Here is a 26115-nt window from a genome sequence, read left to right as displayed (position 1 = left end):
GAACCGCCGTATGCGATGAACCGCACGTACGGTGGTGTGAGAGGGCTGCCGGGAAACCCGGCACCCTACTCGATTTTTTGGTGAAGGTGAGGTGTTCTTAAAGACCGAAAGTGGAGCTTAGGGCAGAATTATTTGAGCAGACAGTTAAACCTCATGAACTTTTTGACCGTGATAGCTTACCTGTGTGCTGCATGAGAGCTACATGATGGATAATTTAATGAACGGGGGTATTTTTGAACGTATTTATCATGTTTGCGTAAGAAATTTGGGAGGGAAGGTTGTATTTAAACGAATTGCCTGAATGGTTGACAGGAAGACTGGGGAGGTGGGGCTATTCTGGGATAATCATGCAGGTCACGAGATTGTGTGCAATGGGACTCCCGTGAGGGTGGCCCTATTTCACTTAATAATTTTTATATTCAAGTGGGGTACCTGGGGGACCTTGAGCATACTATGTGGTAAGACGATTCTATTAAACTCGCATGTCAAAGCATGTTTATAAAATATTGTATGGGGGTAGCGATTCTTTGGCCATTGGTTTTATCTTCTTGAGAAGAGTGTCAGAATAGCTATTGAGTATCAATAGCAATTGATGCAACCACTTATTTTTCACACATTTACATAGTCAAGCGAAAGTTCTGACTTGATCATCGAAGGAGATTTGGTGAAGAGAAGATTCAGGAGAACCGGCGTTCATACAGCGCTGACGGTTCTTGCTGTGTCGAGCTTGTTTGCAAGTGTTACCCCAGTAGTTCAGGCTCAAACGGGTACTGAAGAGGTTTCTCCAAGTGTGCCAGCTTCGACGGCTGGCACAGAGGATGAGTCATCCGTAATGCGGTTGGAGACCTATTCTGACACATCATTAGCACCTGGCTTGACAGTATCTATGGCCATTAGAACGACTGGTACACAGTCTTTTGATGCGGATGATGAAGCTGGACACGACAGCTCAGCAACAAACAATATTGTGCGAGTTAATGACACGTTGACGTACGATTTGAACGTCAATGTAAATGTCGACTCCCCAACAGAGACAACGACACGGATCAAGTTTCCAAAGGGTATCGAGATCAAAGAGGTTCCAGGCTTTTGTAAGGCTGGATCACAGATCGTTCCCCCAAGTCTGACTGTTCCTGCACTTCCGACTACTGGTGATTCAATTCAACAGTTAGAAGAGCAGGAGCTGATTTGTAATCTTGGTTCCCTCCAGAGCCAGGCTTACACATTTCCTGTTACGGCAGTCGTGACAAACTATTTTGGTAATGCTGTCAGCTTTAAACCTGTTTCAGTATCTGTTGAAGCTGCAGGTCAAGAATCTAAAACTGTTCCTTCTGATCAGTTGCCAGTAGCTGTAACTTCAGCACGCCCTGCGTGGGATGTATCTCTGAATGGTGTGCAGCCTGCAACTAAGCCGAGTACTGGCTATATGTATGGCCCCGCTACTGAGCCATGTCCGTGGGATAAGAATAAGGCTTGTAAAGTTCAGATTCACCACATTTTGATGTCTTCTGCTCAGGGGGGCAAGGGCGTTATGCCGGCTGTGGGCGATGTTTCAATGAAGCTTAAGATCGATCCTCGTAGTCTTTACTACAATGGAATGGTCGAGGATGGAATTGAAGCGCTGAAGGCCAAGGATCCGCAGCCTGATAGCACGGGTGCGAAGTACCGTGCCCAGGCTGAACAGGAAGCTGAAGCGAAGATTCAGAAGATACTCGATAACCCAGAAAAGTATGCCCCCCGTGCATATTTTGAGGATTATTATCACAACGTGCCCGGACCTCGTATCGGTTTTCAGTCGCCATCAAACGCGGGCAATTCCGTCGTGAACAGCGGCAACTTTAAGTTTAACGGTGTTGCGTTTGATCGTAATTTTGCTGGGGCCAATCCGATTACACAGCCGATCGATGTAGTTATTTCTGGCGCGGATATGTCTTTACGCAGCATCCCATCAAAGAACTACAATTCCGGTTCAGCTATTCCTGATAACCGTGCTTATGCTGTTTCCCAGGCATTTAAGTTCTACGTTCCTAGTGTAACGATCCAAGAATTTGGTATCACTAAGGGCGTAACTACTACTTTGAAATCGCATACTTCGGTAAGTGATCTCAACCTCAATGGTTTTACATCTAGTGATACAAACCATCCAGATGCGAATCCCTCAGGAAACGATTACCGAAACTCTACACCTAACGTTTCTTTCGGTACTTTGATTAACAAACGCTTTACTGGTGTTCCTGGAACCCAAGGGAACATGTCGGCAGCTGAGTTTAATCCTGGACACTCGATCCGTGGTGAAGGTCCCACCGGTGGTGCCGTCCTCGGTAGTGGTGGTATTACTGTTGCCGCAAATCAGGAAGTGCTTTCCCAGCTTGAAATTGTAGGAACGAAGCCGGACAATCCAGGTAAGATCACCCTTTTAGCGTGTGACTCTTGGGATAAGAACAAACTTCACCTTAAAAAGCGTGAAGTACCAGCATCGACTGATGTTAGTGCTCATCTTCAACGCATTCCATCAGGTGGCGAAGCCGTCTGGATTTCCGGTTACAACAATGTGTTGAATGGAAACAAAGTCCAGTACGCGACTACTAAGTCACAGGTTCCGGAACTAAAAGTTCAATATGCGGCGGAACCAGGAGCAACGGGAGCAGGATCACTGTGTTACGACGATAGTATTCAGTGGTATGACTCACCAGAGCAGGTTCCTGGAAACGATGCAACCAAGCAAGCACAGGGTATTTTCACCGGTGTTGGACGTGTTCGCATTCACCTAGTAATGCCGGAGCCAGTTGCAATTGACCGACAGGTAGGTGAAGGTGTCCGCGCAGCAGTTTCCATTCTTCAACAGGTTGCAGATTCAGGCATGGAGTCAGGAGACCTTATTCCTAACTACATGTCAGTTAAAGATGCGCCTGGCAAGGAACTCGATTTGGCAGCTGCTTTGGCTGCGCCTAATCAGTCGACTGCATCCAAGTACACCGAAAATGCTCACCAAGGCGATAGCGGTGACCGCCTGATCTTCACCGATGTTCAGACTTCCCTCCGAAAGACTGTGGTCAAGGGGAATTCTGACCAATTCGGTAAAGTTCCGCCGGCTGTAACCAACGGTGATGAAGTACGTTACAAACTAGAACCAACTTTGACCTCGCCAGTAACGGTGCAAGGCAACACTAAGGACTTGTGGGTGGAAGACTGTCTACCTGCGTCGCAAGATTTCGTTGATGCACAGCCTGCACCAGCTGTGGTGCAAAAGGGTTCAACGCCTGATGATGCGAAGTTGAACTTGTCTTTATTCCCAGGTGAAAAAGACAACGTACTACGTGCTTGTAAGCCAAATGAGACCTATCTGCGCTGGATCTTCAAAAACCACCAGATTAACGAGGCCGTTGAGCCAATCATTTTTAAGGCTATGGTTCGTGATGATGCAGATTCCGGTGTCTTCCAAAACACGGCACAAGTCTGGGCTCAAGGAGACGCAACCAAGCTTTCGAAGCGAACCGATGTTGCGGAAATTCAGATCACAAATCCAGCGGGCATTAAGTTGTCTAAGCAAGCGTTGACCCCAGTGGTTCAAGTTAACCGTCCTGATCAGCAGAACTTTGAGCACAACGTTTGGCGCGTGCGTGCGTTGAACAATGTTGCAACAGATGTTCAAGTCAATAATTTCGATATTATCGACGTTCTTCCTCGAAACAACGTTGGATCAGGGGACCAGCAGACTAAGTACTCGGGAACTTTCGAGTTCGCATCTGTCACTCCGCGTCTGGGACACGAAAAAGCTGGACAACCATTGCGTTTCTTTGTTACTAAGTCGCAGACAGTGCCACATAACCCAGTTGCGCAGGGCGATACTCCATGGTGTTCATTTGAGAATGGACAGATTGGTGCTCTGGATAGTGGTCAAGGTGAGTGCCCCGCCAACCTGGCTGAAGTTACGGGCGTACGTGCAAAACGTGATGGCGTATGGGAGCCTAAGGAACCAATCGAATTCGATGTAGACATGATTGCCAAAGGCAACAAGAATGGCGATCTGTACGTCAACCAAGTTTCGATTAAGGCTGGTTCTCTAGATCCGCTCGGCCCAATTCGTCGCGCTGAAGTTGCCGTTGGTTCCAAGATTGGTGACTACACGTGGATTGATGAGAACAAGGATGGCCTGCAAACTCAAGGCGAACCAGCTATTGGTAATGTTCGTGTGACTTTGACAGGTACGGACGATCTTGGCAATCCTGTCAATGTAGAGACCACCACAAATGATCAAGGTCGCTACGTATTTGAGAATCTTCGTTCATCTGATGCTGCAGGTTATACAGTTACGTTCGGCAAACCAGCTGGATATGAATTCACCAATACCGGTGCAGATCTAGCCAATGCGGAAGACTCTAACGCCGATAAGGCAACAGGTGCTTCGCAACCAGTCGTACTTCCGAAGGATGAGATTGTTCGTTCAGCGCGTGGAATTGAGAACTTGACTGTAGATGGCGGTTTTGTGTTACCACGGCAGCCGTTTAAGGTCTCGAAGACTCTGAATGCCAATGGTTCTCAGGGCCAAGACACCTTCACAGTTACTTACCGCTGCTCGGCCGATGGCGTCAACGCTGAAGGACAAGTTGTACCAGCTGAAGGCAATGTTGAGGTTCCAGCTGGTGGCGAAACAACAGTTGGCCTGTTCGAAATTGGTACTACGTGTGCTGTTATTGGCGAACAAGGCGCTGAACGTAATGGCTATGCATTGCAACAGCCAATTGCGCCAACCGATCCAGCAACTGTTGGTGACAACGGCCTAACCATCGCTGTTACAAATACCTATAATCCTGAGACTGGCAGGTTTAAGGTGCGCAAGAATGTTGTGGGGCTACCTCAGGAGAAAACTCCTGCGGTATTCCTCATCGATTACGTCTGCGTTGACGATCTCAAACGCCCAGGCTTTGATGATGTACTCAGCGGTACGATCGAGCTGGCTGCTGGGGAAGAAAAAACCTCCCCAGAACTGCCACGTGGCATTGAATGTGCATTCGCTGAACGTGTGAATGTACCTGCGGGTGAAAAGGGACACATTGATGTCCCAGGTTATCTGCGCGCAGAGCCAGCTTTTGACCACGCAACAGTGGCCACTGCCGCCGACCCAGAAACCGCACCGGAAGATATGCCAGCAAAGGCTGTGGTGACCAACACCTACAGCGTAGAAACAGGCACCTTCAAAGTGACCAAGCGCGTGAATGGTTTGCCGGATGAGAAAATCCCAGCTGCCTTCACCATCAGCTACACCTGTACTGATCCACACGACCGCCCAGGTTTTGATCTCACCGGTGAGCTGAACGTGGCCAACGGTGGGGAAGTAACCAGCCCTGCGCTGCCTCTGGGTGCAACCTGTGAGCTGCGCGAAAAGGTGGATAATAACATTCAGGTGGCAGGCTTTAGCCTCGCTGAACCTGTGTACAGCAACCAGGCGAAAACTGTGGTCACCGCCCACGATCCGGCAACAGTAGAAACGGCACGCATGGAAGTGACCAACAACTACAGCCGCGACATGGGCAAGATTGCTGTGAAGAAGGTCGTCACCGTTGACGGCACGAAAGAGAGCACAGCCGACGCACGCTTTGGTGTTCTCGTCGAATGTGTTGACCCAGTTACTGCACACAAACTCAGCGACCAACCACACCGACTTGATCTCAGCGGTGACGGTACCGCCGTGGAATATGCAGATATCCCAACTGGCTATGTGTGCTCGTTGAGTGAAGAACCAGCGCCACGCGCAGGCTTTACTCATGTACCAAGCTTCGATCAGCAGACCGTGACCATCAACGATAAAGATCAGGTTGTCAACGTGACTGTCACCAACGCCTATACCCGCGATAAGGGTGGGTTTAAGGTTGCGAAGATGGTGACCGGCAATGCCGCAGCGTTGGTGAAAGATAAGACCTTCACCTTCCGCTACGAATGTGCTGATAATTTCACTGGCACGGTGACTCTGAAGAATGGTGAGTCGAAGTCTGTGACTGAGGTACCCACCGGTACCTGTGTGGTCACCGAAGAAAACACCAAGGTGGATAACGCGGCAGTAACGACCACAATGCAGGTCAACGAAGGCGAATTCACCGAGACGAACCAAGTGCGTTTTGAGGTGACAAAGGATCAGCGCGATCCGGCGAACACCATCAAGATTGCCGCCATCAACAACTATGTGGCTGACGTTGCACCGTTCAAGGTGCTCAAAACCGCCACCGCTGATGAGAATCAGCAGCTGCTTGCACAAGGTTTAGGTGATCGAAACATTGTCTTCGACTACACCTGCACCCCAGCATATGAAGGTGCCTATGCCGAAGGTGGCGAGATCAGCGTGAAGCCGAACGGCGACGCGGCGATTTCTGCCAAGCAGTACCCGATCGGCACGAGCTGCACCTTGGTGGAAAAGACCGCCGGTGCCCAGGTTGCAGGCTTCGCACTGGAAGCCGTGCGCCCACTAACCGTTGAGGTGACAGCAGGCGCAGCCCCAGCAGAGGTTCGCGCTGTCAACCGTTATACCCGCGACAAGGGTGGGTTCACGGTGACTAAGCGTGTCGACGGCAACGCGGCCGTGCTGGCTCAAGACAAGGCTTTCGAGTTCACCTACACCTGTGCTGATGGTGTGACCGAAACCTTCACGCTGAAACATGGTGAGAAGAAGCAGGTAGCGAATATCCCTACCGGTGACTGCACCATCACTGAGAAAGCTGCGGAGGTAGCACACACCATCCCAACAACCACTATCCGCATCAACGATGCGGTGGTGCAGGGTGCTACCGCCACCTTCCGGGTGGATAAGTCAGCACCAGATGCGGTGATCACCGTGGACGTCACCAACACATACGCGCCAGTTCAAGCACCGTTTATGGTAAAGAAGATCGCATCTGCTGCTCTCGACAACACTGTGCTTGCCGAGCGAATCGCTGAGCGCGACTTCATCTTCGACTACACCTGCACGCCTGCGTACGAAGGTGCGTTTGCAGAAGGTGGGGAGATCCGGGTGAAAGCTGGTGGCGAAGCGGTAGCATCGCCCAAGACCTACCCAATTGGTACTGCGTGTACTTTGGTCGAGCGTAAAGATTCCGCCGCGGTAGCAGGATTTACCCACAGCGGTCTTGCGCCGTTGAAGGTTGTGGTGGCTGCAGGTGAGAATCCAGCTGAGGTTGTAGCGGAGAACCGTTACACCCGCGAAGAAGGAACCTTCGGTGTGGTGAAGAATGTCAAGGGTTGGCCTTGGTTCAGCAATGAAACCTTCACCTTCGACTACACCTGTAAGCATCCTGACGCTGCCGAGGCTATCACCGGCCAGTTAAAGGCGAAGGGCGATGGCATCACGGTTGAATCCGGCATGAAGCTGCCTTTCGGTACGCAGTGTCGTGTTCGCGAGAACGTTGAAGACGCCGAGCGTTTCGGATTCGTACTTCAAGCACCTGAAGAAATCGTGTTCACGATTACTGAAGATGTGCCAGTGGCCACCGCCACCGCGGTGAACACGTACATTCCATGGATTCCAATCCTGATTCCGCTCATCCCACTGATTGTGGTGCCTTTCATTCCGAAGCACGAACCACCAGCACCATCGGTGGATCCTCAGGTGGAAACACCGCAGAAGGGAATGCCGAAGAAGGGTCTTGCGAAGGGCGAACAGCCACAGAACAAACCTGGTGAAGCGAAACAGTTGGCACAGACCGGTGTCGATGAATCACTGTTGTGGATCATTGCCATTGGCCTTGCACTTGTTGCTGCTGGTGCAGTAACTCTACGACGAGGTCAAAGCTAAGTATCCTGCATAAGGATCTGACACTAGTGATCTGAAAGTGGTGGTTGTGTAGATGCAACCACCACTTTGCTATTTGGCCAAAGCCTCTGTGATCTCGTCGATCAGAATCTTCCTATTGTCCTCTGAGCCGATAAAGTCGGAATGACCTCCCGAAACCCTGTAAGATTCATCGGCATAGATTTTAGGATCGGGACCAAAAATACCGCTCTCATTATCGTGGAGTAACCCAATGGGATCGCGGTCCGCATCGATCACTACGAGCTCTTGGTCTGGGTTTTGCAACACAGTGGAAGCATCCTTCGGCTGACCCCCAGGATTGGTAGGGAATAGTCCGCCGGGAGATCCGAGCATGATGATCTTGTTGGCAATCAACCCATCTGGGCGTCGCGCAGGAATAACAGCCGGTAGCGTTCCGTAGGAATGCGCGAGCACAGTCTTGTAGGCTGCTGGATTAGTTTCGTGCACGAATTTTTGGAACTCAGCCAGCTTCGTGGCACCCAATTGGGCAGGCATGGTGTCGGTGGCTTCTGCGATTGTCGCCGGTGGTTTGTAATCCAGCCACGCAATCACCGCCGCATTCTTAGGCAAATCTTTATGGATTTTAGCCGCATCAGATACATGCCCGGGCCAGTTTTCTTGCTCCCCAGAACCTACACCAAAAGTCATGGTGGTGATTAAATCTGCGTTTTCAAGATCACCGAAAGACACAATGATTCCCTCATCGCTGGCTTTGAGAATCTTGGCATCAGGATGCTGGCGCCGAATCTCCGCCAACACGCCTTGCTGCTCGGCCCGCCGGATATGATCTAAGTTTTTCAGGCTGAGATTGTCATCGCCGCCAGGGAGTAAATCTTCGTGTTTCTCCTGTGGAGTGCAGTACGTTAAACGAATGATTTCGTCATGACAAGCCTTATCCAGCAGTTCTGCTTGCACACGGAAACTATCCAATTTGGCTTGGATGAGTTGTACAAGCGGATTAAAACTCTGGGACTTATCGTGCACTACGCCGTCGATAATTTCGAGGCCCTCCGCAATGGCAGCATTTTTCACATGCTCGTAATGTGCCTCCAAGTCGAGCTGTGCTTTGACAGTCTCATACAAAGTATCGGAAGCCTGTTTCATCAGCCGCGCATAAGCGACCGAGTCCACGCTGTACCCAATACCTCTCGTCAGAGCCTTGTCAAAAGCATCACCGGTTGCTTCCAGCGCAAAATTATTCCAGCTTTGCTGTAGCGCCCCATGGACATGCAGGATGAATTCTGCGTCTTCGGCCAACTTTTTCGCCCAACGCTCAACAGCGATGGTATTGATCGGAAACACTAGTCGCTCACCTCCCCAGCATCGAGGGCACGCGCCACAGTAGCGTCGATTGCGATTTGGGACTGAATGAATTTCAACACCTGATCAACATGGGTGTTGTGGCGACGTCGTAAAGCATTAACGCGCTCATTGACTGTCTGGGTAAACGTTGAGACCGCCGACGACGTGAGGCAGGAACTATCGCGGCATTCAAACAACTTATAATCCGGCAAGTGGCTAAGCTCACCGCCAGCATCAAGATTGAACTTTGTAAACATGACTACAATTTCAGTCACCTTAGATACCATGTTTCCACTAAAGTCAATAGAAAAATTAAATCTGTGGATAACTACCGCCACAACAGCCAAAAAAGGGGCAAAACTGTGGATAAACTACGCATCGCACTCGGGCAGATTTCCACAACTGTGGATAAACTAGCCAATCTTGCCCTCATCGAAGACGCAACCCGCACCGCCGCACAACAAGGCGCTGAGCTGATCCTCTTCCCCGAAGCCAGTATGCAAGCGTTTGGTACCGGACGCCTCGATGGTAACGCCGAAGCCCTCGACGGGACTTTTGTCAGCCGCCTGAAACAGCTCGCACGCACCTATAACATCGCCATCGTCTGCGGCATCTTCAGCCCCGCCGACACCATTGAACGCAATGGGAAAACCATCAATCGCATCAGCAATGTCGCTGTCGCCTGCCTGCCTTCTCCACACGACGGGGAGGTCGAGGTGGTTGACTATGCAAAAATCCATACTTACGATGCCTTCGGCTATCGTGAATCCGATACCGTCAAACCCGGCACCGAACTGGTCACCTTCGACTACCGCAACCAGCGTTTCGGGCTGGCTATCTGCTACGATCTGCGCTTTCCCGAACAATTCCGGCAACTCGCCCAACGCGGCGCTACCATCATGCTTGTTCCCATTTCCTGGGCGGATGGACCCGGAAAACTCGAACAGCGGCAACTGCTGCAACGCGCTCGCGCCCTCGATTCCACCAGCTACCTTCTTGCCTGTGACCAAGCGCGACCCGATGCGCAGGAACAACGTACACGCGGCGCTGCCCCCACCGGTGTGGGGTATTCGGCCGTTATCGGCCCCGAGGGGGTCGAGCTCGCCAGCCTAGAATCACACCCCGATGTGCTCATCTACGATCTGGATCTTGGAGCGCCCGCAGCATTGCGGAAAACACTTCCTGTGCTTGAGGTTGAAGAAAAATACTAAGCGCGTGGTGTCATTGCTGCGTTTCGACGCCGAAAGATCGCTGCTATGTTCGCCTACGACGGCGGTGCTTTGGTTTGCGGGTATGCCTGCCGGGTTTGAGTTGTGTCTGTTCTTGCTCAAAAAAGAAGGACGGTTCGAAGCAGCGTGCCTGAATGATATCGGCGGGAGTGCCACCGTGAACCAAATGTTCCACGGTTTCTTCCACCACATCTTTATCACCCATGACCAGAATCTGGTGGCCCAGCCAGGAGCCGAACTGGGACACGATTTCACCTACCTCACCTTCTTGCAACAAGTGCAAACCCCGGGGTGCTTCGGAATGTTCGGTCGCCCCCACCCACCACGCATCGGTGGAATGACGCACGACAGGGGTGATAAACAACCATGGGCAGGTGGAGGCGAGGTGCCACAAGCTGCGCAGCTCGTAGAGCTCGCCAGGATAATCCGCGCTGAAAAATAGGTGCACTCGTGGTTGGTTCGGGGACAGTAAAAGATCGATGATGAGTGCACGTGCTGCTGCTAAGGCTGTGCCGTGAGCAATGAGGAGGAAATCATCGGAGTATTTCACTCGGAATCCGCCGTGGGCTTGGCCAAAGCGCCATCGATCCCCAGGGCGTGCCGAGGCTAATAATGAGGAGGTATCGCCTAGGGCATGAACGTGGAATTCTATTTGGCCGGCATCATTCGTGGGGATCGAGGGGTAGAGGTCGCGCCAACATCCTGGGGCGAAATCTGAACTGACTGGGATCGCTTGGGTTGGGCGGTACTCAAGTGGGGGGTCGGTTATTAATCGCACCACGCTAATGCTGCGGCTGCGCCGTTCCACCTCAACTACCTCGCCAACAATAGGGCCAGTGGGGGTTTCTGGGCTGCGTGCAACCGCGTTGAGTATGCCGCTGGCCTGAATTATTGCGTTTTCGGCAGCGAACACAGTGCTAAATGGCAGCTCGTAGCAGTGATCACGCATGACGGTGAGCACGGCGTCGGCAAGCACGGCGAACTCGGTGAAACCGCGCGCGGCGGCACGGGTTGCGCCGAGGCGTAGTCGCGCCATGCAGTCTTTGGAGAGCTCGCCTTGGGAGGAGGAGTGTTCCAGGATGAAGCTCACGGCCTGGCTGAGTGGGTACTCGCTATTGATGATGTTGCGGGTGTGCGGTGCTTTGCGGAAAAAGTGCTCCCACACCTGGGCGTCGAATGCGGAAGTGTCGCCCATGATCGTGTCGATAACGGATTGCAGGGGCGCAACGAATCCGTGAAGTAGGTGGCGTGGGGTACTCACAAAGCATAAGTCTAATAGGTACTTGTGAACTCGCAGGCGTTAATGAAAATGAAAATCTTAATGAAAATGTTAAGGCTTGGGAAAGTAGCAATATTTTTGCCGGTTAATGGATGTATGTGTTATTATTCAAATAGTTCACACGTCTGCTTATTGGAAAGGGTTATTGAAAATGAACTGCAATATTCATGAGAATCACGACCATGTCCATGGTGAGGGTTGCGGCCACGAGGCTGTCCAGCACGGCGACCACGTTGACTACATTCACGATGGTCACCGCCACTTCCTCCACGAGGGACACTGGGACGAGTGCGAAGGCGCTGCCTAAAACTTCAGTAGCGCACACTCCCCGCAACACGCCAGAAAAAGCCCGCTTTGTATCAATGCAAAGCCGAGTGCGTCAGGCCTTAAGTTGCGGGGAGTGTTTTCTTTTTGCCCACACATCTGCACTCCTGTTGCATCCCTGCTGTACACCTGCTGCGCTCCTGCGCGGTGGATATGAATGGAGAAAAAATCCCCCTTGCCGTGCACGGGGGTGAAAAAATCAGCCATCATGTAGGGAAAGGGGGAATAAGGGGTGGGGTCAAAGAAGTGGCAAAGCCGGTGGGGTTAAGGGAAGTGGCAAAGGTGGTGGGGTTAAGGATTAGGGTGCTGTTAGCGGTTTGCTGGCTCCCAACCAAGCTCAGGGGCAACATGGGTGGCGAAGTTATCCAAAATCCGCGCGTTCACCTCAACCCCAGCCTGATTAGGGATAGTGAGCATCAACGTATCAGCGCTCATGACAGCTGGATCATTGCGCAACGCCTCCACAATCTTGTCTGGGGTATCCACCAAGGTGCGGCCGAAAATACCCTGCTGATCATCGAGCATGCTGCGCGATTCCGAACCACCCGAGCCTGGCTTGCCAAACATCGCGGTATCCGCATCGGAGACAATGGGGAAAACGCTTCGCGAAACTGACACGCGTGGCTCATGCCCCCAACCGGCGCGATCCCACTCGGCGCGGTAGCGCTCAATTTGGCGGGCCTGCACTTCACCTAGGCTGGGGCCGTCGGTTTCAAACACAAGAGTGGAGCTCATCAAATTCACGCCATCGCGGGCAGCTTGCTCCGCTGAGGCATGGGTGGCCGCACCCCACCAGATTGTGCGATCAAGATCCGGTGCTTGGGGGAGCACGGGAATTGGGCGCCCTGGTGCGTAAATGCGGGGATACTGCTGGTCGGCAGGTGCCGCCTGCGCCATGGGGGTGCCCCGAATGGCGCTTAAGAAGGTGAGGAATTTCTCCCGCGCCAATCCGGCACCTTTACTATCCTCACTATCTGCTGCGTGGTAGCCGAATGCTTCCCAACCTTTGAGGGCTGGTTCAGGTGAGCCGCGGGAAATGCCGATAGCAAGACGTCCGTCGGCGATATAGGACAAGGCGGCTAATTCCTCGGCGAGATACAGCGGGTTTTCATAACGCATGTCGATCACCCCTGTGCCCACTTCGATATGGGAGGTGCGTGCTGCTATGGCGCTTAAGAGGGGGATGGGTGCGGCACCTTGGGGAGCGAAGTGGTGCACGCGGAAATAAGCGCCGTTTATGCCGAGGGAATCGGCGATATGGGCGAGTTCGATGGCGTCGTGAAGACTGCGCTGAACGGGGTATGCGTGGTTGTAATGGCCGAAGCTTAAGAATCCAAATTTCTTCATGTCCACCATGGTATGTGACATGTCACCTACTGGTCAAGGGTTCACACAATCGGGCATTGTTTTATAGGTAGATCTTCTGCCACATTTTTAAGTTTCACCAAAGAAGGTATTAGAATATACCAAGTAATTTCTGAGGTTTTTGGAGCACTGGTTCTACTAGCTGCGGTTTTGGTTTTCATTAGGCTTCCCAATGGCGCATATATCCCCCAAGCAGGGGGTAGTGGGCGCAAGCGGGAGCTTGGGTAGAAAACCAACCAAATCCCACATAAACAAAAACGCTTTCCAACTGTGGTGGTGGCTGGGAAACCACCAAGCAATCACAACTTTTGGCCAAGCACACATCCTCCTCGCGAGGGATTACTTCACGCTTCACAGTCTTTGTCAGTTACCCACACCCCCGTGCTTGACGCCCTCGAATGAGCAGGGCGGGCACCCAAAGTTTTCTTTCATGGCGACCGTGGCAGTGGTGCAATAAGCAGCATGCGGATGCCACGCATGAGCCTGGTGCTCCCGTAGCGCACGGCTTGGATTTTTTGGTGCTTACGCGGTTGTGGGAAAAGGCGTTGGTGGTGGCGCGTGAACGTAATGTCTTGCGCGTTGCTGGGCGCGGGTTGGGCATTGTGTGGCGCTGTCTTTGGGTCAAAGGCAGCGCAGACAAGTTTTCCCGGGTACTGGCTGGTTCTTTTCGCCTTCAGCGTGTGGCGTAGGGGCTTGCGAGGTCATCGTCCTACACGCTGTGGACACAGTTTCTCGTGAATACGAAGGATTCTTATTTTAGGAGGCGAATTTAACAGGTGAGTTACACTCCGTACACCTTGGTGCTCGACGTCGGCTACATTTCTATTCTCATGCTGGTTGGTGTCGCATTGCGCCGTCTCATCCCGGTGTTCCGTTCCCTTTTGATTCCCGCCCCTATTACCGCTGGCCTGTTGGGCCTGTTGTTGGGCGATCATGCGCTGGGGGTGTTGCATTTTTCGGAGTTGTTGGGCACCTATTCGTCGATTCTGATTGCGATTGTGTTCGCCGCCATGCCGTATGCGATGGCGTTTAATGCCCGCAATATTAAGGGTGCTCGTACGATGTGGGCGTATTCAACGTCGATGTTTATGGGCCAGTGGGGGCTGTTTATTTTGCTGGGCTTGTTCTTCTTTGCTCCTGTGTGGGGCACGCAGGAGTGGTTTGGTATGATGCTGCCTGTTGGTTTTGTGGGTGGTTTTGGTACTGCCGCTGCTGTTGGCGGGGCGTTGCATGGGGTGGGTGCTGAGGCTGCGTTGAGTTTGGGTTTTACTTCTGCGACGGTGGGGACGTTGGCGGCGATTGTGGGCGGTATTATTTTCGCCCAGTGGGGTATTCGTCATAATAAGACGGCGTCGTTGCCGAAGGAGCTTCCGTGGGAGTTGCGTTCGGGGCAGATTGATGATGAAGATGCGCGTCCGTCGATTGGTAAGGCGACGACGAATCCTTCGTCGATCGAGGCGCTGTCTTTGCACTGTGGTGTCATTATGGTCACTGTTGCGGTGGCGTATTTGTTGCAGCAGTTGATTTCGAAGCAGTTTTCGATGATTTCGATTCCGCTGTTCGCGTTGTCTTTTTTGGTGGGTATTTGCGGCAAGCTGTTTTTGTCGGCGATTGGTAAGCCGCGCTATTTGGATAAGGAGACTGTTGCCTCGATTTCGGGTGGGAGTACCGATTATCTGATTGCTTTCGGCATTGCGTCGATCGTGCCGAGTGCTGTTGCGAGCTATTTTGTGCCGCTTGTGGTGATGTTTGTGCTTGGCGTGGTGTATTGCTTTGTGTGGTTTTTGCTGGCTGAGCGTTTCTTTGCTACTGGCTGGTTGGAGCGTGCGCTGTTTGGTTGGGGTTGGGCTACTGCGGCGGTGGCAACGGGTATTGCGTTGTTAAAGATTGTGGATCCGAAGCTGAAGTCGGGCACGTTGAATGAGTATGGTGTGGCGTATGTGGGTTTCGCGCCGTTTGAGATTGGTATGACGATTCTGGCACCGATTGCGGTGTTGGGTGGTTTTACTCTTGGTTTGGGGTGGGCTGCTACGGCAATTGCTGCGGTGATTTTGGCGGTGAGTTTGTATCACGCCGCCAAGGCGCGTGCTGAACAGTAGCGTGTGTAGAGCGTGGCCCTTCCGTCTGGTGCGGGAGGGCTTTTGCGTATCGACGTCGGGGATTGCGGTGTTGCGCGCTCGTGTTAGGGGGAGGGGGTGTTGAAGAAAAAATAGAAAGTTGAGTCTTGGGGGCTTAACTTTTTGTGGGGGCTGGTGTACTATGGTCACAAGTTGAGTGTAATAAGCTCAACTATCTGGATTTTTCTGTACGAAGACACAAGAAAAGACTAAAGAAGGAACACAATGAACGCTTTTAACCCCACGACCAAAACTCAAGAAGCACTCCAGGTTGCTTTACAAAAGGCTTCCGCCAACGGAAACCCTGATATTCGCCCAGCGCACCTGCTGGCCGCGATCTTAGGTCAGGAAGATGGCATCGCCATCCCCGTCTTACGTGCAACGGGCGTTGACCCCGACGTCGTCAAGCGAGAAGCTGAAGCATTAGTTGCCGGATACCCCAAGGCAGAGGGCCAGGGTATGGCAAACCCCACCTTTAACCGCGACGCACTGAACGCCTTGACCGCCGCCCAAGAATTAGCCGGCGAATTAGGCGATGAATACGTCTCCACCGAAGTGCTACTCGCAGCCTTGGCACGCGGAAAGAACGATGCCGCCGACCTGCTGACCAAGCGGGGAGCCACCTACGAGGTCATCAAAGGCGCATTCGTGAATGTGCGCGGCGACAAAAAGGTAACCAACCAAGAACCCGAGGGGCAGTTCCAAGCTTTGGAAAAGTACTCCACCGACCTCACCCAGCGAGCACGGGAAGGCAAGATCGACCCCGTGATCGGCCGCGACGCGGAAATTCGCCGCGTGGTGCAGGTGCTGTCACGCCGCACGAAGAACAACCCTGTTCTCATCGGCGAACCAGGCGTGGGTAAAACCGCCATCGTCGAAGGCTTAGCGCGACGCATCGTCGCAGGTGACGTCCCAGAATCACTCAAGGGCAAAACCTTAATCAGCCTCGACCTCGGATCGATGGTCGCGGGTGCGAAATATCGTGGCGAATTCGAGGAGCGCCTCAAGGCAGTACTCGATGAAATTAAAAGCTCGAACGGGCAGATTATCACCTTCATCGACGAGCTGCACACCATCGTCGGCGCAGGCGCCACCGGTGAATCCGCTATGGATGCCGGCAACATGATCAAGCCCATGCTCGCCCGCGGCGAACTGCGACTCGTGGGTGCAACCACGCTGGATGAGTACCGCAAGTACATCGAAAAAGACGCCGCCCTGGAGCGCCGCTTCCAGCAAGTCTTCGCCGCCGAACCCTCCGTGGAAGATGCCATCGGCATCCTGCGCGGGCTGAAGGAACGATACGAAGTCCACCACGGTGTGCGCATCCAAGACTCCGCCCTCGTTGCTGCCGCCACCTTGTCGGATCGCTACATCACCTCCCGTTTCCTTCCGGATAAGGCCATTGACCTCGTTGATGAAGCAGCCTCCCGACTGCGCATGGAAATCGACTCCTCCCCACAGGAAATCGACGAACTGGAACGCATCGTCCGCCGCCTCGAAATCGAAGAAGTAGCCTTGGAAAAGGAAACCGACGCCGCCTCGAAGGAACGGCTAGAAAAGCTGCGCCAAGAACTCGCCGACGAGCGCGAACGACTCGGCGAACTCACCGCACGGTGGATGAACGAAAAAACCGCGATTGATAAGGTGCGCGAAGCCAAGGAAGAGCTTGAGAAGCTGCGCCAAGAATCCGAAATCGCCGAACGTGATGGCGACTACGGCAAGGTTGCAGAATTGCGCTACGGCCGCATCCCTGAGCTGGAAAAGCAACTCAGCCAAGCCGAGGCAACCAGCGCTGAACCCACCATGCTGTCGGAGGAAGTCACCCCCGATACCATCGCAGAAGTTGTGTCCGCATGGACCGGCATCCCCGCAGGCAAAATGCTCCAAGGGGAAACCGAAAAACTCCTGCACATGGAATCCGAACTGGGCAAGCGCGTGGTCGGGCAGATGGAAGCTGTCAGCGCCGTCTCCGATGCTGTGCGCTGCGCACGAGCCGGGGTCGCCGACCCGAACCGCCCCACCGGCTCCTTCCTCTTCCTCGGCCCCACCGGCGTGGGTAAGACGGAGCTGGCCAAGGCGCTGGCGGAGTTCATGTTCGACGACGATCGCGCCATGGTCCGCATCGATATGTCGGAGTTCGGTGAGAAGCACTCTGTGGCCCGTCTTGTCGGTGCCCCTCCCGGATATGTGGGCTACGACCAGGGCGGTCAACTGACTGAGGCGGTGCGCCGTCGCCCCTACACGGTGGTGCTTTTCGACGAGGTGGAAAAGGCGCACCCGGATGTCTTCGACATTCTCCTGCAGGTACTCGATGAAGGCCGGTTGACCGACGGCCAGGGCCGCACGGTGGATTTCCGCAACACGGTGCTGATCTTGACCTCCAACCTCGGTGCCGGTGGCACCCGTGAGGAAATGATGGATGCCGTCAAGCGTGCCTTCAAGCCTGAGTTCGTTAACCGACTCGATGATGTGGTGATCTTCGATCCGCTCAGCCCTGAGCAGCTGACCAGTATCGTGGAGATCCAGATTAAGCAGCTGGCCGCCCGGCTTGCGACCCGCCGCCTCCATTTGGATGTGGATGAACCCGCCAAGGCTTGGCTTGCCGAGCGTGGCTACGATCCCGCCTATGGTGCCCGTCCGCTGCGCCGTTTGATTCAGAAGGAGATCGGCGACTCGCTGGCTAAGAAGCTTCTTGCCGGTGAGGTGCGCGACGGTGACACAGTGGTGGTGCGCACCAATGAGATGGGTGGTTTGAGCATCGAGGCTGAAACCGCAAGCATGTAACACGCACCCTGTAAGAAGTTGTACTGCTCCCCGTGAGTGTGGGCCTGAGAAATCAGGCACGCACTCACGGGGAGTTTTGCTGTAAATGGACGCATAGTTCCTGCTGTGCTGGGGTTGTGTGGGCTGTTGCTGCCTGCGGATCAAGATCTGTGACGAGCCTGAGCATGGTTCTTGGCAAAATATCATTTAGAGATAGAGCAAGTGCTACCGATAAAACCGCAGGTCAAATTTTCCCTACTGTGCTGAAACTCTAACTATTAATTTTCAATCAATCCTCGAGTATTAATAGGGTGAGAGCTTTGGGTACTTTCTTGCTCGGCCTCATGCGTACCAGGGACAGAAAGGTCGAGTTTTGGGTGTAGTAGATGATCCCCCCCTAGTGCACAAGGGTGTAGGGCTGTGACTACACTGAGGTGGCATGTTCTTTCAGGCTCTTTCGCTCATGGCAACCGCAGCTACAGCGCTGACCAAACTGCGCCCAACGGCGCATGTGGAGAAAATCTGCAAGCCACTGATCGTGCCCGCGCTGATGTGTAGCCAACCACAGAACCTCAAAGAGCCGCTCTTTGTTCTCGGCGGCGTAGCACACCTTCTGGGCGATATTGAGCTAATGCGCGAACATGGGCAGCTTTACCGGGGTGCGGCCTGGTTTGGATTAGGGCACCTCGCCTTTATCATTCGACACCTCAAGGCTGGGCACCGCCCCGCAAACATTACAGCCCACCTTGTTGCCTTGCTGTGTGGGGCACTGATTGTTAAAGACCCCAAACTGATCGGCTATGGCTGCATCCTGGCCACCTATTCCACCCTGGCCTCACCGCTCGGAGGTGCATTATTTATTGCAAGCGACTCAATGATCGCGCTTAATCGCACGAGGCGAAACAAGTGGCTCGACTTTGGGATCATCAGCACCTATGGTCTGGCGCAATGGGCGATGTTTCGAGCGGAAGCTAGTGAGTATATTCCCACGACTGGGCAGAAGTGCTAACCAAGGGTTGGGCAGCAAGATGCTTTGATACATGCCACAACCACAGCAAAGTGCCACCAGGGGCAAACACATAGCACAGCGCCCACTGATGGGGATCGTCAAGATGAATGCCGGCGGAAATTCGTGCAACCAGCACCACTTTGAGAATGGTCACTGCCATGGCTAAGCACAAAAGGATGAGTAAGCCCACCGACCACGCGATGTCGTATTCCAGCGGGATGAGGCTACTGTTAGCGGAGAAAAGGGGAAAAAGAGGCACGAAAACTCCTTGAAGCTAATATAAGGCACTCGCCATATTTAGGCGCTGTGAACTGCGCAAACGCTCTATTTTTCATAGCCTAACCACTGGTGAATAAAGGTGTCAATAGTTATCGGGGCGAAGGAGTACAGGCGCAAAACCACACACGTGAAAAAGTGAGGAACGTGGAGGGAGGTACGGCAGAAAGGCGAAAAAGATCGCCAGCTTCTACAATCGGGGATTATGACCATCACCATGACACCCCATGAACTTCACGAACGTATTGACAAAGGCCGCCCACCACTCGTTTTGGCAAGCCTCTGGTCCGCCGAAGAAGGCGGCGGATACGGACAATACAACAGCGAACACATCCCCACCGCACTGTTCTGCGATACCGCCCTCGCCCTTGCCTCCACCCCATCCTCTACCACAGGGCGCAACCCACTTCCCACCAAAGCAAACGTGGATAAATGGTTGCTGAAATGGGGACTGACACCTGAGCGGGAAGTGGTGGTCTACGACAAATTCCGAGGCCTGTTCGCCGCCCGCGCCTGGTGGGTGCTGACATGGGCAGGGATGAAGAACGTGAAAATCCTCGACGGCGGTCAACCCGCCTGGGAAGCCGCAGGCTATGAAGTTATGGGCGGGCCCGGAAACCCCCGTATCTACGATGGCGGCCAAGCAACCCTAGGGCAACTGCCCACCGCCACCATCGATGAAGTCAAGCAACACACCGGCATTTTGGTCGATTGTCGCGAACCTAATAGGTATGCCGGGAAAAAAGAATTCTTGGACTTAAAAGCAGGCCACATCCCCGGTGCGATCAATCTTCCCACCCGCGCGGTACTCAACGAGGACTACACCTTTAAAAAACCAGAAGAATTGCAGCGTATCTTCGCAGAACACGGCATTACCGCAGACACGATTGACGATGTGATCGTCTATTCCGGTTCCGGCAACCACTCCGCCCAAGTCATTGCAGCAATGGTGATTTCTGGCTTGTCTGTGCCCCGACATTTCGTCGGCGGATGGAGCCAATGGTGCGCTAATCCACGCAATCCAGTAGAACGCAGCGACTAGACACCTATACACTTAAGGGCATGATTTTCGTTCTGGCCGCTCTCATCGGTGCCGCTGCTGCTGCATTGTTCTACCTCGACTACCAGCGCAAGCGGCCAGAACACCCTACCCTACCTGCGCAAACACCAGTGAAAAAGCAGGTTGCTGAAACCCGCACACCCGTTGCCACGGCCGAAGAAGAACCCCACAACCCGCACCTAGGGGTGGTTGAACACGCCACAGACACCGTGGATACGGTCGAGCTCGAAGAAGTCGATCCTGGGGAGATCGCCACGGAATCGGAACTCAACGAACTCGACGAAACCATTGAAGCCCAGGCGATAGACGATAGCGCCGACGAGACTGTGGTCGCTGAATCCGCCGATGACTTCGACACCCTCGAACGCGCCCACGCATCCGAAGAAGACCGCAGCCCCCAAGAAGCACTGGATGCCTTAAAATCAGGCCTCCTGCCTAACCTGCCCGGCCATGCGCGCCGAGTGCGTCGTGCATGGGCGGAATATCGGGAATTTAGCTACACCAAAACTGACGCCTACCTTGCTGATGAATGGTCGAGGGTGGCGGCGTCGACAGGCGTGGCGGCGAAAGACGTCGTCTCCGGCAAAGCCGCAGGCTACGAAATGCACTTGTGCGACCTCGGGCCGGCCACGGTGGTGGCGATGCGGCGAAACTTCAGCTCCGACATCGTGGCAGAAGCCTACCGCGACCACCCCCAGGACACCCCGCCCGCCGAGGATCTGGCCGAAGTGAGCACAGTCGGCGACTTCACCTTCTACGGCACCGACCCCCAAGCAGTAGCCCGCATGATCGACTCCCGCGTGCACGCCGTGACACGCACGCTGCCGAAAGAAGTGCAGGCAATCTGGGTGGAAGGGGAGTGGGTTCTTGCGCAACTGCCGAAAACACCCAGCTACGAACTGTGGGAAGACACCCTCGAACCGCTCGCATTGCTTGCCGACGCCGCCTGCACACTCCCCCCACGACCCCACGCTGTGCTCCCCATCGACTTTTATGACTCCGACCCCACCCGCCCCATGGCGCACCGCGTCGCCCAACCACCCCGCGGGGAAGTGCTTGACGAGGATGAACAGCCCCCAGTGCTGCCGAAAATCAGCCCGCACCTTGTGCGTGAGGATGACCCCGTGATCCTGCCCAGCCGCGCAAAGGCGCAATCGCGGGGAGTGGTGACCCCGCACGATATTGGTGCGGATGATGTGGAGGCGATCGCCGACCCGAACCACCGCGCACCACAGCATTCCGACTTCCACGGAACCCGCGTGCTGCGCGATACCTCACAAGGCTCCAGCATTTTCATCGACGGGCATGCAGAAACAGGCGCACAAATCTGCGGGGAGAATACTACTTGCACCACCGACAGTGATAAGCAAGCCCACAACCCCAACGCTCAGGGGGAAACAAACACCACACCCAAGGGCAATCTGGGATCATAGCCTTTCCTTGCCTTTGGGCAAGTGCTGGTTGGTATGGTGGCAAGGGCAGCAAGAACAGCAGTGAGCAGCCGAAGGTGAGTTACAATATTTGCGAAAATTTCTCACCAGAATTTCACCCACACATCGTTGTGCCGAGCCGAATGAGCGCTGGGCAATTATTCAAGGAGACTTTGACCTTTCATCATGATTGATTCTGCAAAAAAGGCCGAGCTGGCCGAACTGGTAAAAGAACTCGCTGTTGTCCACGGCAAAGTCACCCTATCCTCCGGCAAGGAAGCCGACTACTACGTTGACCTGCGCCGCGCCACCTTGCACCACCGTGCCTCCCGCCTGATTGGTGAGCTGCTGCGCGAACTGACCCAGGACTGGGATTTCGTGGCAGTGGGTGGCCTGACATTGGGTGCTGACCCTGTAGCAACCGCCATCATGCACGCCGATGGTCGCGATATCGATGCGTTCGTGGTGCGTAAGGAAGCCAAGAAGCACGGTATGCAGCGCCGCATCGAGGGCCCCGATGTTGTGGGTAAGAAGGTTCTGGTTGTCGAAGACACCACCACCACCGGCAACTCCCCACTCACTGCTGTTGCAGCGCTGCGCGATATCGGCGCTGAGGTTGTTGGCGTAGCCACCGTGGTGGATCGCGCTACCGGTGCCGGCGATGTGATTGCCGCTGAAGGTGTGGAATACCGCTACCTTCTGGGCTTGGAGGATCTCGGTCTCTAATGCCACATCCCATTCCGCGCGTGGACAATTCCCCCTACCCGCCCGGCCCTACCGAGTGGGGTCAAGGGCGGCACGGGGTGGGCCCGTGGGCTGAAGAACACCCCGGCCAGCCCCTTCCGCAGGCTAAACAGTACGACCCAGTGCTGTTGGCGGAAGGCGACCGCCGCAATGTGGTGGATGCCTACCGCTACTGGACACGCGAAGCGATTGTGGCAGACATTGATCGGCGTCGTCACGCATTGCATATTGCGATCGAAAACTTTGAAAACGACGCCAACATCGGCACCGTCGTTCGCACCGCCAACGCCTTTGCCGTGGACACGGTGCATATTGTGGGGCGCAAGCGCTGGAATCGGCGCGGGGCGATGGTCACCGACCGCTACCAGCACTTGATGCACCACGAAAGCACCGAGCAGCTTGTCGCATGGGCAGCTGAGCACGGGTTGACCGTGGTCGCTATCGACAACACCCCAGGCTGCGTGCCCATTGAGACCGCCCAGCTGCCCGAAAAGTGTTTGCTGCTGTTTGGGCAAGAGGGCCCAGGTGTGACGGATACGGCGCAGCAAAGTGCGATGATGACCTGCTCGATTGCCCAGTTCGGGTCGACGCGCAGTATTAATGCGGGTGTTGCTGCGGGCATTGCGATGCACACGTGGGTGCGCCAACATGCTGACTTAAGCAATTCTTGGTAGAAACTAAGACTGCAAAGTGCTCCCTAAATCCCTGCTCACGTGTATTGTGGAGCGAAAGCTGTGGAGTAAAAATTGATATAATTAACTCTGTTCATCTTTGTTGCTTCGCTGACACTGCTGTTTCCGGTGTCGGCATCTGGCACAAATGGGGATTACAGCAGCGACCTGTTGCATTTAAATTTCTAGTCTTTTGTTAAGTGGTTAGGATTTTCACTGTGAACGAGATGTGGCTTCACCGCGCGGACCTCGCCGAATCCGCGATCAACGAACGCCACGCCCAGGCCGTGTGGTCCATCCCCCGCACGAATCTCGCGGTCGCCGCCTGGCCACCACACACGAAGGAAAAGCTGTTTTACCGCTGGCATTACTGGTGGCAGGCACACTATCTTGATTGCCTTATCGACGCCGCCACCCGCCGCCCCACCCGCAGTCGCAAGCAGCGGATCAAGGAAACCATTCGCGGCATTAAGGTGCGCAATTTCGGCAGCTTCACCCGCAACAACTATTACGACGACAAACTGTGGCTGGCCCTTGCTTTAGGCAGGGCGCATAACTTGTTTGGTTTGCGCCGACCCAAGTATTTAAAGGTGCTGGAAAATAATATCCTCGCTGGTGTCGACCCCGTGACCTCCGTATTCCCGTGGCGGGTTGGGGAGACGTTTTTTAATGTGCCCACCAATGGTCCGGCAGCGATCATGCTGGCGCGGCGCGGAAATTTGGGCCAGGCGCGGTTTATTATCGACTGGATTTTTGACAACCTCATTGACGACAACGGCCTGGTGATGGATGGGATCAGGATGTCGATGAACGGCCCTGAAATTGTCAAACCCACCCACCCGTACTGCCAGGGTGTGGTCATTGGTGCCTGCCTAGAGCTTGCCCTGCGGCTCAAGAACCGCCCCGATGCTCGTGAGGATGCGGTCATCTACCTCGCCCACCTACGCGCTGTTGTGCATGCGGTGGAAAAGGAGATGGCCACCCCACAGGGTGTTATTGATTGGAAAACTGGCGACGGCGATGGTGGTTTGTTCAAGGGAATCCTCGTGCGCTACCTTGCCGAAGTGGCCGTGCGCTTGCCGGACGATAATGAGGCCAATAGCGCAACGAAGAAGATTGCTAAGCGCCTTGTCATGGCTTCCGCGGAGTCGCTGTGGAATCACCGCCTGGAAGTCGATGGGTTACCTGTATTTGCCACCGACTGGCTGGCGGATGCGAAATTGCCACACAACTATGGTTTAACCACCAATAGCTTGTCCGATTTTGTGCGCATCGTCCGCATCGATGAGCGCGATTTGTCTGTGCAGCTCTCCGGCTGGATGCTGCTGGAAGCCGCCGCAAGGATCGCCGCGAACGAGAAGTAACAGAGTAAAAGCGTTGGGCGCTTGAAGCGTTTTGTTGTCTCCTCAGGGGTTTCCCGTAGTGCTAAAAGCTCAATTTCTCCAATAAACCAATGTGTGTGAGCTGATGAGTAAATATGCCGCGCAGTTGTCATCATGGCACTGCTTCTGCTTGAAGCAGCGCGCGGTGGCGGAATAGATACATTTGCCACAGTGGTGTCGTGTCAAAAAGAGTTGTGCTGTGTGTTTTGCCAGGAGGCAAAAACATGGGCGAAACCATTGTTTGAACCAGCTCGTTGAATGTCTCTTGCGCATATAAATGCAGGCATTCACCTGCGCCAACGCGTGCACATATACGCATATTCTAATTCTTAGGTGAACTGCAATTACCTGCGTGAAACCCAGAGATCATCGGACGAACAACCTAACAAACAGCGCTGGGCCTTGAGGTGACGAGCCCACGCCGTGCATGCCGGTTGTGAAATCATGCCCCGCAATTGAACACTTCGCCAATATAGGCAGGGCGATAGCGGCAGCAGGGGAGTGTTCCGGGGGTAGAAACCTAGGAAGAAAAAACGGGGTGTGGAGCAATCCGGTGAGACTGTGCCGTGTGGCGGGGGTAGGGGGTAGCAGGTTGAGCACTTGTGCCCAAGTGGTAGCGCAGCTGTACAAAGCCGTGCCAGTCGGCCAAAAATACTGGCAATGGGGCAGAACGTGGTTGCGGTGTATTGCCCGCATAATGGGAGAAAACACCTATCGAAAATAAAGGATAGTGAGTATATTGAAGTTTAACTCAGTTCAGTAAAAGCGATGTCTATGCCGTGGGAAGCAGAACGACAAAGCGCGCAGTCACTGCCTGCCACTCGCGTGTGACCGTGCGGTTGCGCCCCTGTGAGCAATTCACAGCATGACAGAAAGCGTGGAAGGTGACATGGATCAGCCGGTTAACCCTTTTCGTAAGCGCCCCAACGGGCAGGACGACAACACACTACCCACAGTTGATCTCGTCGGCGACGTCACCCTCCCGCCCCGAGCACCCAACGGCGCCACCCCACACCCTTTGCAGCAAGCACCACAGGCGTGGACACCAGTTGCGCCCCCAACCAACCCGCTTCCCAAAGGGCCAAAAAGCAAAGTGCTTGCCCTTGTGCTCCTGGTTTTCCTCGGTATTTTCGGGGCGCACAATTTCTACTTGAAACACTACAAGGTGGCGGTTTTCCAACTTTTATGCGGCCTGTTTTTATTTCACTCCGAAGTAGCAGGCGTATTGGATACAGTGCGGGTAATTTTCGTGCTGTGGCTTGTGGCCAATTTCTTAAATATTCTGCGTGCCGCTGGCCGGTATAGCGAGAATTTCTAAAGTATCTGTGGAAAACACACATAGACCATTGAACGAAAGCAAGAA

18 protein-coding genes are annotated in these 26115 nt (G+C 54.1%); 12 read left to right on the top strand and 6 right to left on the bottom strand.

Translation table 11 applies throughout. The features are described 5' to 3' along the window. The first annotated feature begins 886 nt into the window (after positions 1 to 886). Entirely contained in the window at positions 887 to 7783 is a 6897-nt protein-coding gene (locus CFELI_RS11985) for a DUF5979 domain-containing protein (protein ID WP_277103868.1), read from the top strand. Positions 7784 to 7852: 69 nt separating this feature from the next. On the opposite strand, the gene CFELI_RS11980 is transcribed toward CFELI_RS11985, so the two are convergent. Both CFELI_RS11980 and CFELI_RS11975 read right to left on the bottom strand, forming a co-directional pair. After that, a complete protein-coding gene (locus CFELI_RS11980; protein ID WP_277103867.1) occupies positions 7853 to 9103 on the bottom strand; it encodes an alpha/beta hydrolase in 1251 nt (416 codons plus the stop codon). Beyond that, positions 9103 to 9378, bottom strand: a complete 276-nt coding sequence (locus CFELI_RS11975) for a hypothetical protein (RefSeq protein WP_277103866.1) — start codon at positions 9376 to 9378, stop codon at positions 9103 to 9105. Before CFELI_RS11975 ends, CFELI_RS11980 begins: the two co-directional genes overlap by 1 nt. Before the next feature lie 87 nt (positions 9379 to 9465). Here CFELI_RS11975 and CFELI_RS11970 point away from each other — a divergent pair, with 87 nt between their 5' ends. Then, entirely contained in the window at positions 9466 to 10314 is an 849-nt protein-coding gene (locus tag CFELI_RS11970) for a carbon-nitrogen hydrolase family protein (RefSeq protein ID WP_277103865.1), read from the top strand. A gap of 43 nt (positions 10315 to 10357) precedes the next feature. On the opposite strand, the gene CFELI_RS11965 is transcribed toward CFELI_RS11970, so the two are convergent. From CFELI_RS11965 to CFELI_RS11955, 3 genes are all read right to left on the bottom strand, one after another. Further along, the gene (locus tag CFELI_RS11965) at positions 10358 to 11593 is read right to left on the bottom strand and encodes a ferredoxin reductase domain-containing protein (protein ID WP_277103864.1); all 1236 of its coding nucleotides are present in this window, start codon (positions 11591 to 11593) and stop codon (positions 10358 to 10360) included. Positions 11594 to 11753: 160 nt separating this feature from the next. After that, positions 11754 to 11948 carry a hypothetical protein gene (locus tag CFELI_RS11960; protein WP_277103872.1) on the bottom strand — a complete coding sequence of 65 codons (195 nt, stop codon included), beginning with the start codon at positions 11946 to 11948 and terminating at the stop codon, positions 11754 to 11756. Between the two features lie 296 nt (positions 11949 to 12244). Further along, positions 12245 to 13282 (bottom strand): LLM class flavin-dependent oxidoreductase, encoded by a 1038-nt coding sequence (locus tag CFELI_RS11955; RefSeq protein ID WP_277103863.1) that lies wholly within the window; start codon positions 13280 to 13282, stop codon positions 12245 to 12247. A gap of 416 nt (positions 13283 to 13698) precedes the next feature. Between CFELI_RS11955 and CFELI_RS11950 the strand changes: the two genes are divergently transcribed. From CFELI_RS11950 to CFELI_RS11935, 4 genes are all read left to right on the top strand, one after another. After that, positions 13699 to 13989, top strand: coding sequence for a hypothetical protein (locus CFELI_RS11950; protein WP_277103862.1), 291 nt, complete (start codon positions 13699 to 13701; stop codon positions 13987 to 13989). An 87-nt stretch (positions 13990 to 14076) separates the two neighbouring features. Continuing rightward, positions 14077 to 15399: a sodium/glutamate symporter gene (locus CFELI_RS11945; protein WP_277103861.1), complete on the top strand. Its 1323-nt coding sequence runs from the start codon at positions 14077 to 14079 to the stop codon at positions 15397 to 15399. Between the two features lie 243 nt (positions 15400 to 15642). Next, positions 15643 to 18201, top strand: a complete 2559-nt coding sequence (gene clpB / locus CFELI_RS11940) for an ATP-dependent chaperone ClpB (RefSeq protein WP_277103860.1) — start codon at positions 15643 to 15645, stop codon at positions 18199 to 18201. Positions 18202 to 18619: 418 nt separating this feature from the next. Beyond that, the gene (locus CFELI_RS11935) at positions 18620 to 19189 is read left to right on the top strand and encodes a lysoplasmalogenase family protein (protein ID WP_277103859.1); all 570 of its coding nucleotides are present in this window, start codon (positions 18620 to 18622) and stop codon (positions 19187 to 19189) included. Here the strand turns inward: CFELI_RS11935 and CFELI_RS11930 are convergent. After that, positions 19152 to 19448 (bottom strand): hypothetical protein, encoded by a 297-nt coding sequence (locus CFELI_RS11930; protein WP_277103858.1) that lies wholly within the window; start codon positions 19446 to 19448, stop codon positions 19152 to 19154. The genes CFELI_RS11935 and CFELI_RS11930 overlap by 38 nt on opposite strands. A 222-nt stretch (positions 19449 to 19670) precedes the next feature. Between CFELI_RS11930 and CFELI_RS11925 the strand changes: the two genes are divergently transcribed. The 6 genes from CFELI_RS11925 to CFELI_RS11900 all read left to right on the top strand — a co-directional run bounded on the left by CFELI_RS11925 (position 19671) and on the right by CFELI_RS11900 (position 26070). Beyond that, positions 19671 to 20507: a sulfurtransferase gene (locus CFELI_RS11925; RefSeq protein ID WP_277103857.1), complete on the top strand. Its 837-nt coding sequence runs from the start codon at positions 19671 to 19673 to the stop codon at positions 20505 to 20507. A 20-nt stretch (positions 20508 to 20527) separates the two neighbouring features. Beyond that, complete coding sequence (locus CFELI_RS11920) at positions 20528 to 21958, top strand: TtfA family protein (protein ID WP_277103856.1); 1431 nt, start codon at positions 20528 to 20530, stop codon at positions 21956 to 21958. Between the two features lie 183 nt (positions 21959 to 22141). Further along, a complete protein-coding gene (gene pyrE, locus CFELI_RS11915; RefSeq protein ID WP_277103855.1) occupies positions 22142 to 22681 on the top strand; it encodes an orotate phosphoribosyltransferase in 540 nt (179 codons plus the stop codon). Further along, on the top strand, positions 22681 to 23373 hold the full coding sequence (locus CFELI_RS11910; protein ID WP_277103854.1) for a TrmH family RNA methyltransferase: 693 nt from the start codon (positions 22681 to 22683) through the stop codon (positions 23371 to 23373). Before pyrE ends, CFELI_RS11910 begins: the two co-directional genes overlap by 1 nt. A gap of 224 nt (positions 23374 to 23597) precedes the next feature. Further along, positions 23598 to 24734 carry a glycoside hydrolase family 76 protein gene (locus CFELI_RS11905; RefSeq protein WP_277103871.1) on the top strand — a complete coding sequence of 379 codons (1137 nt, stop codon included), beginning with the start codon at positions 23598 to 23600 and terminating at the stop codon, positions 24732 to 24734. Positions 24735 to 25641: 907 nt separating this feature from the next. Further along, a complete protein-coding gene (locus CFELI_RS11900) occupies positions 25642 to 26070 on the top strand; it encodes a TM2 domain-containing protein (RefSeq protein WP_290259034.1) in 429 nt (142 codons plus the stop codon). Positions 26071 to 26115: the final 45 nt, after the last annotated feature.

This window comes from Corynebacterium felinum, assembly GCF_030408755.1.
In the GTDB taxonomy this organism is placed as follows: domain Bacteria; phylum Actinomycetota; class Actinomycetes; order Mycobacteriales; family Mycobacteriaceae; genus Corynebacterium; species Corynebacterium felinum.
Note: the sequence above shows the minus strand (reverse complement) of the source record. Positions and strands in the feature narration are given on the sequence as shown.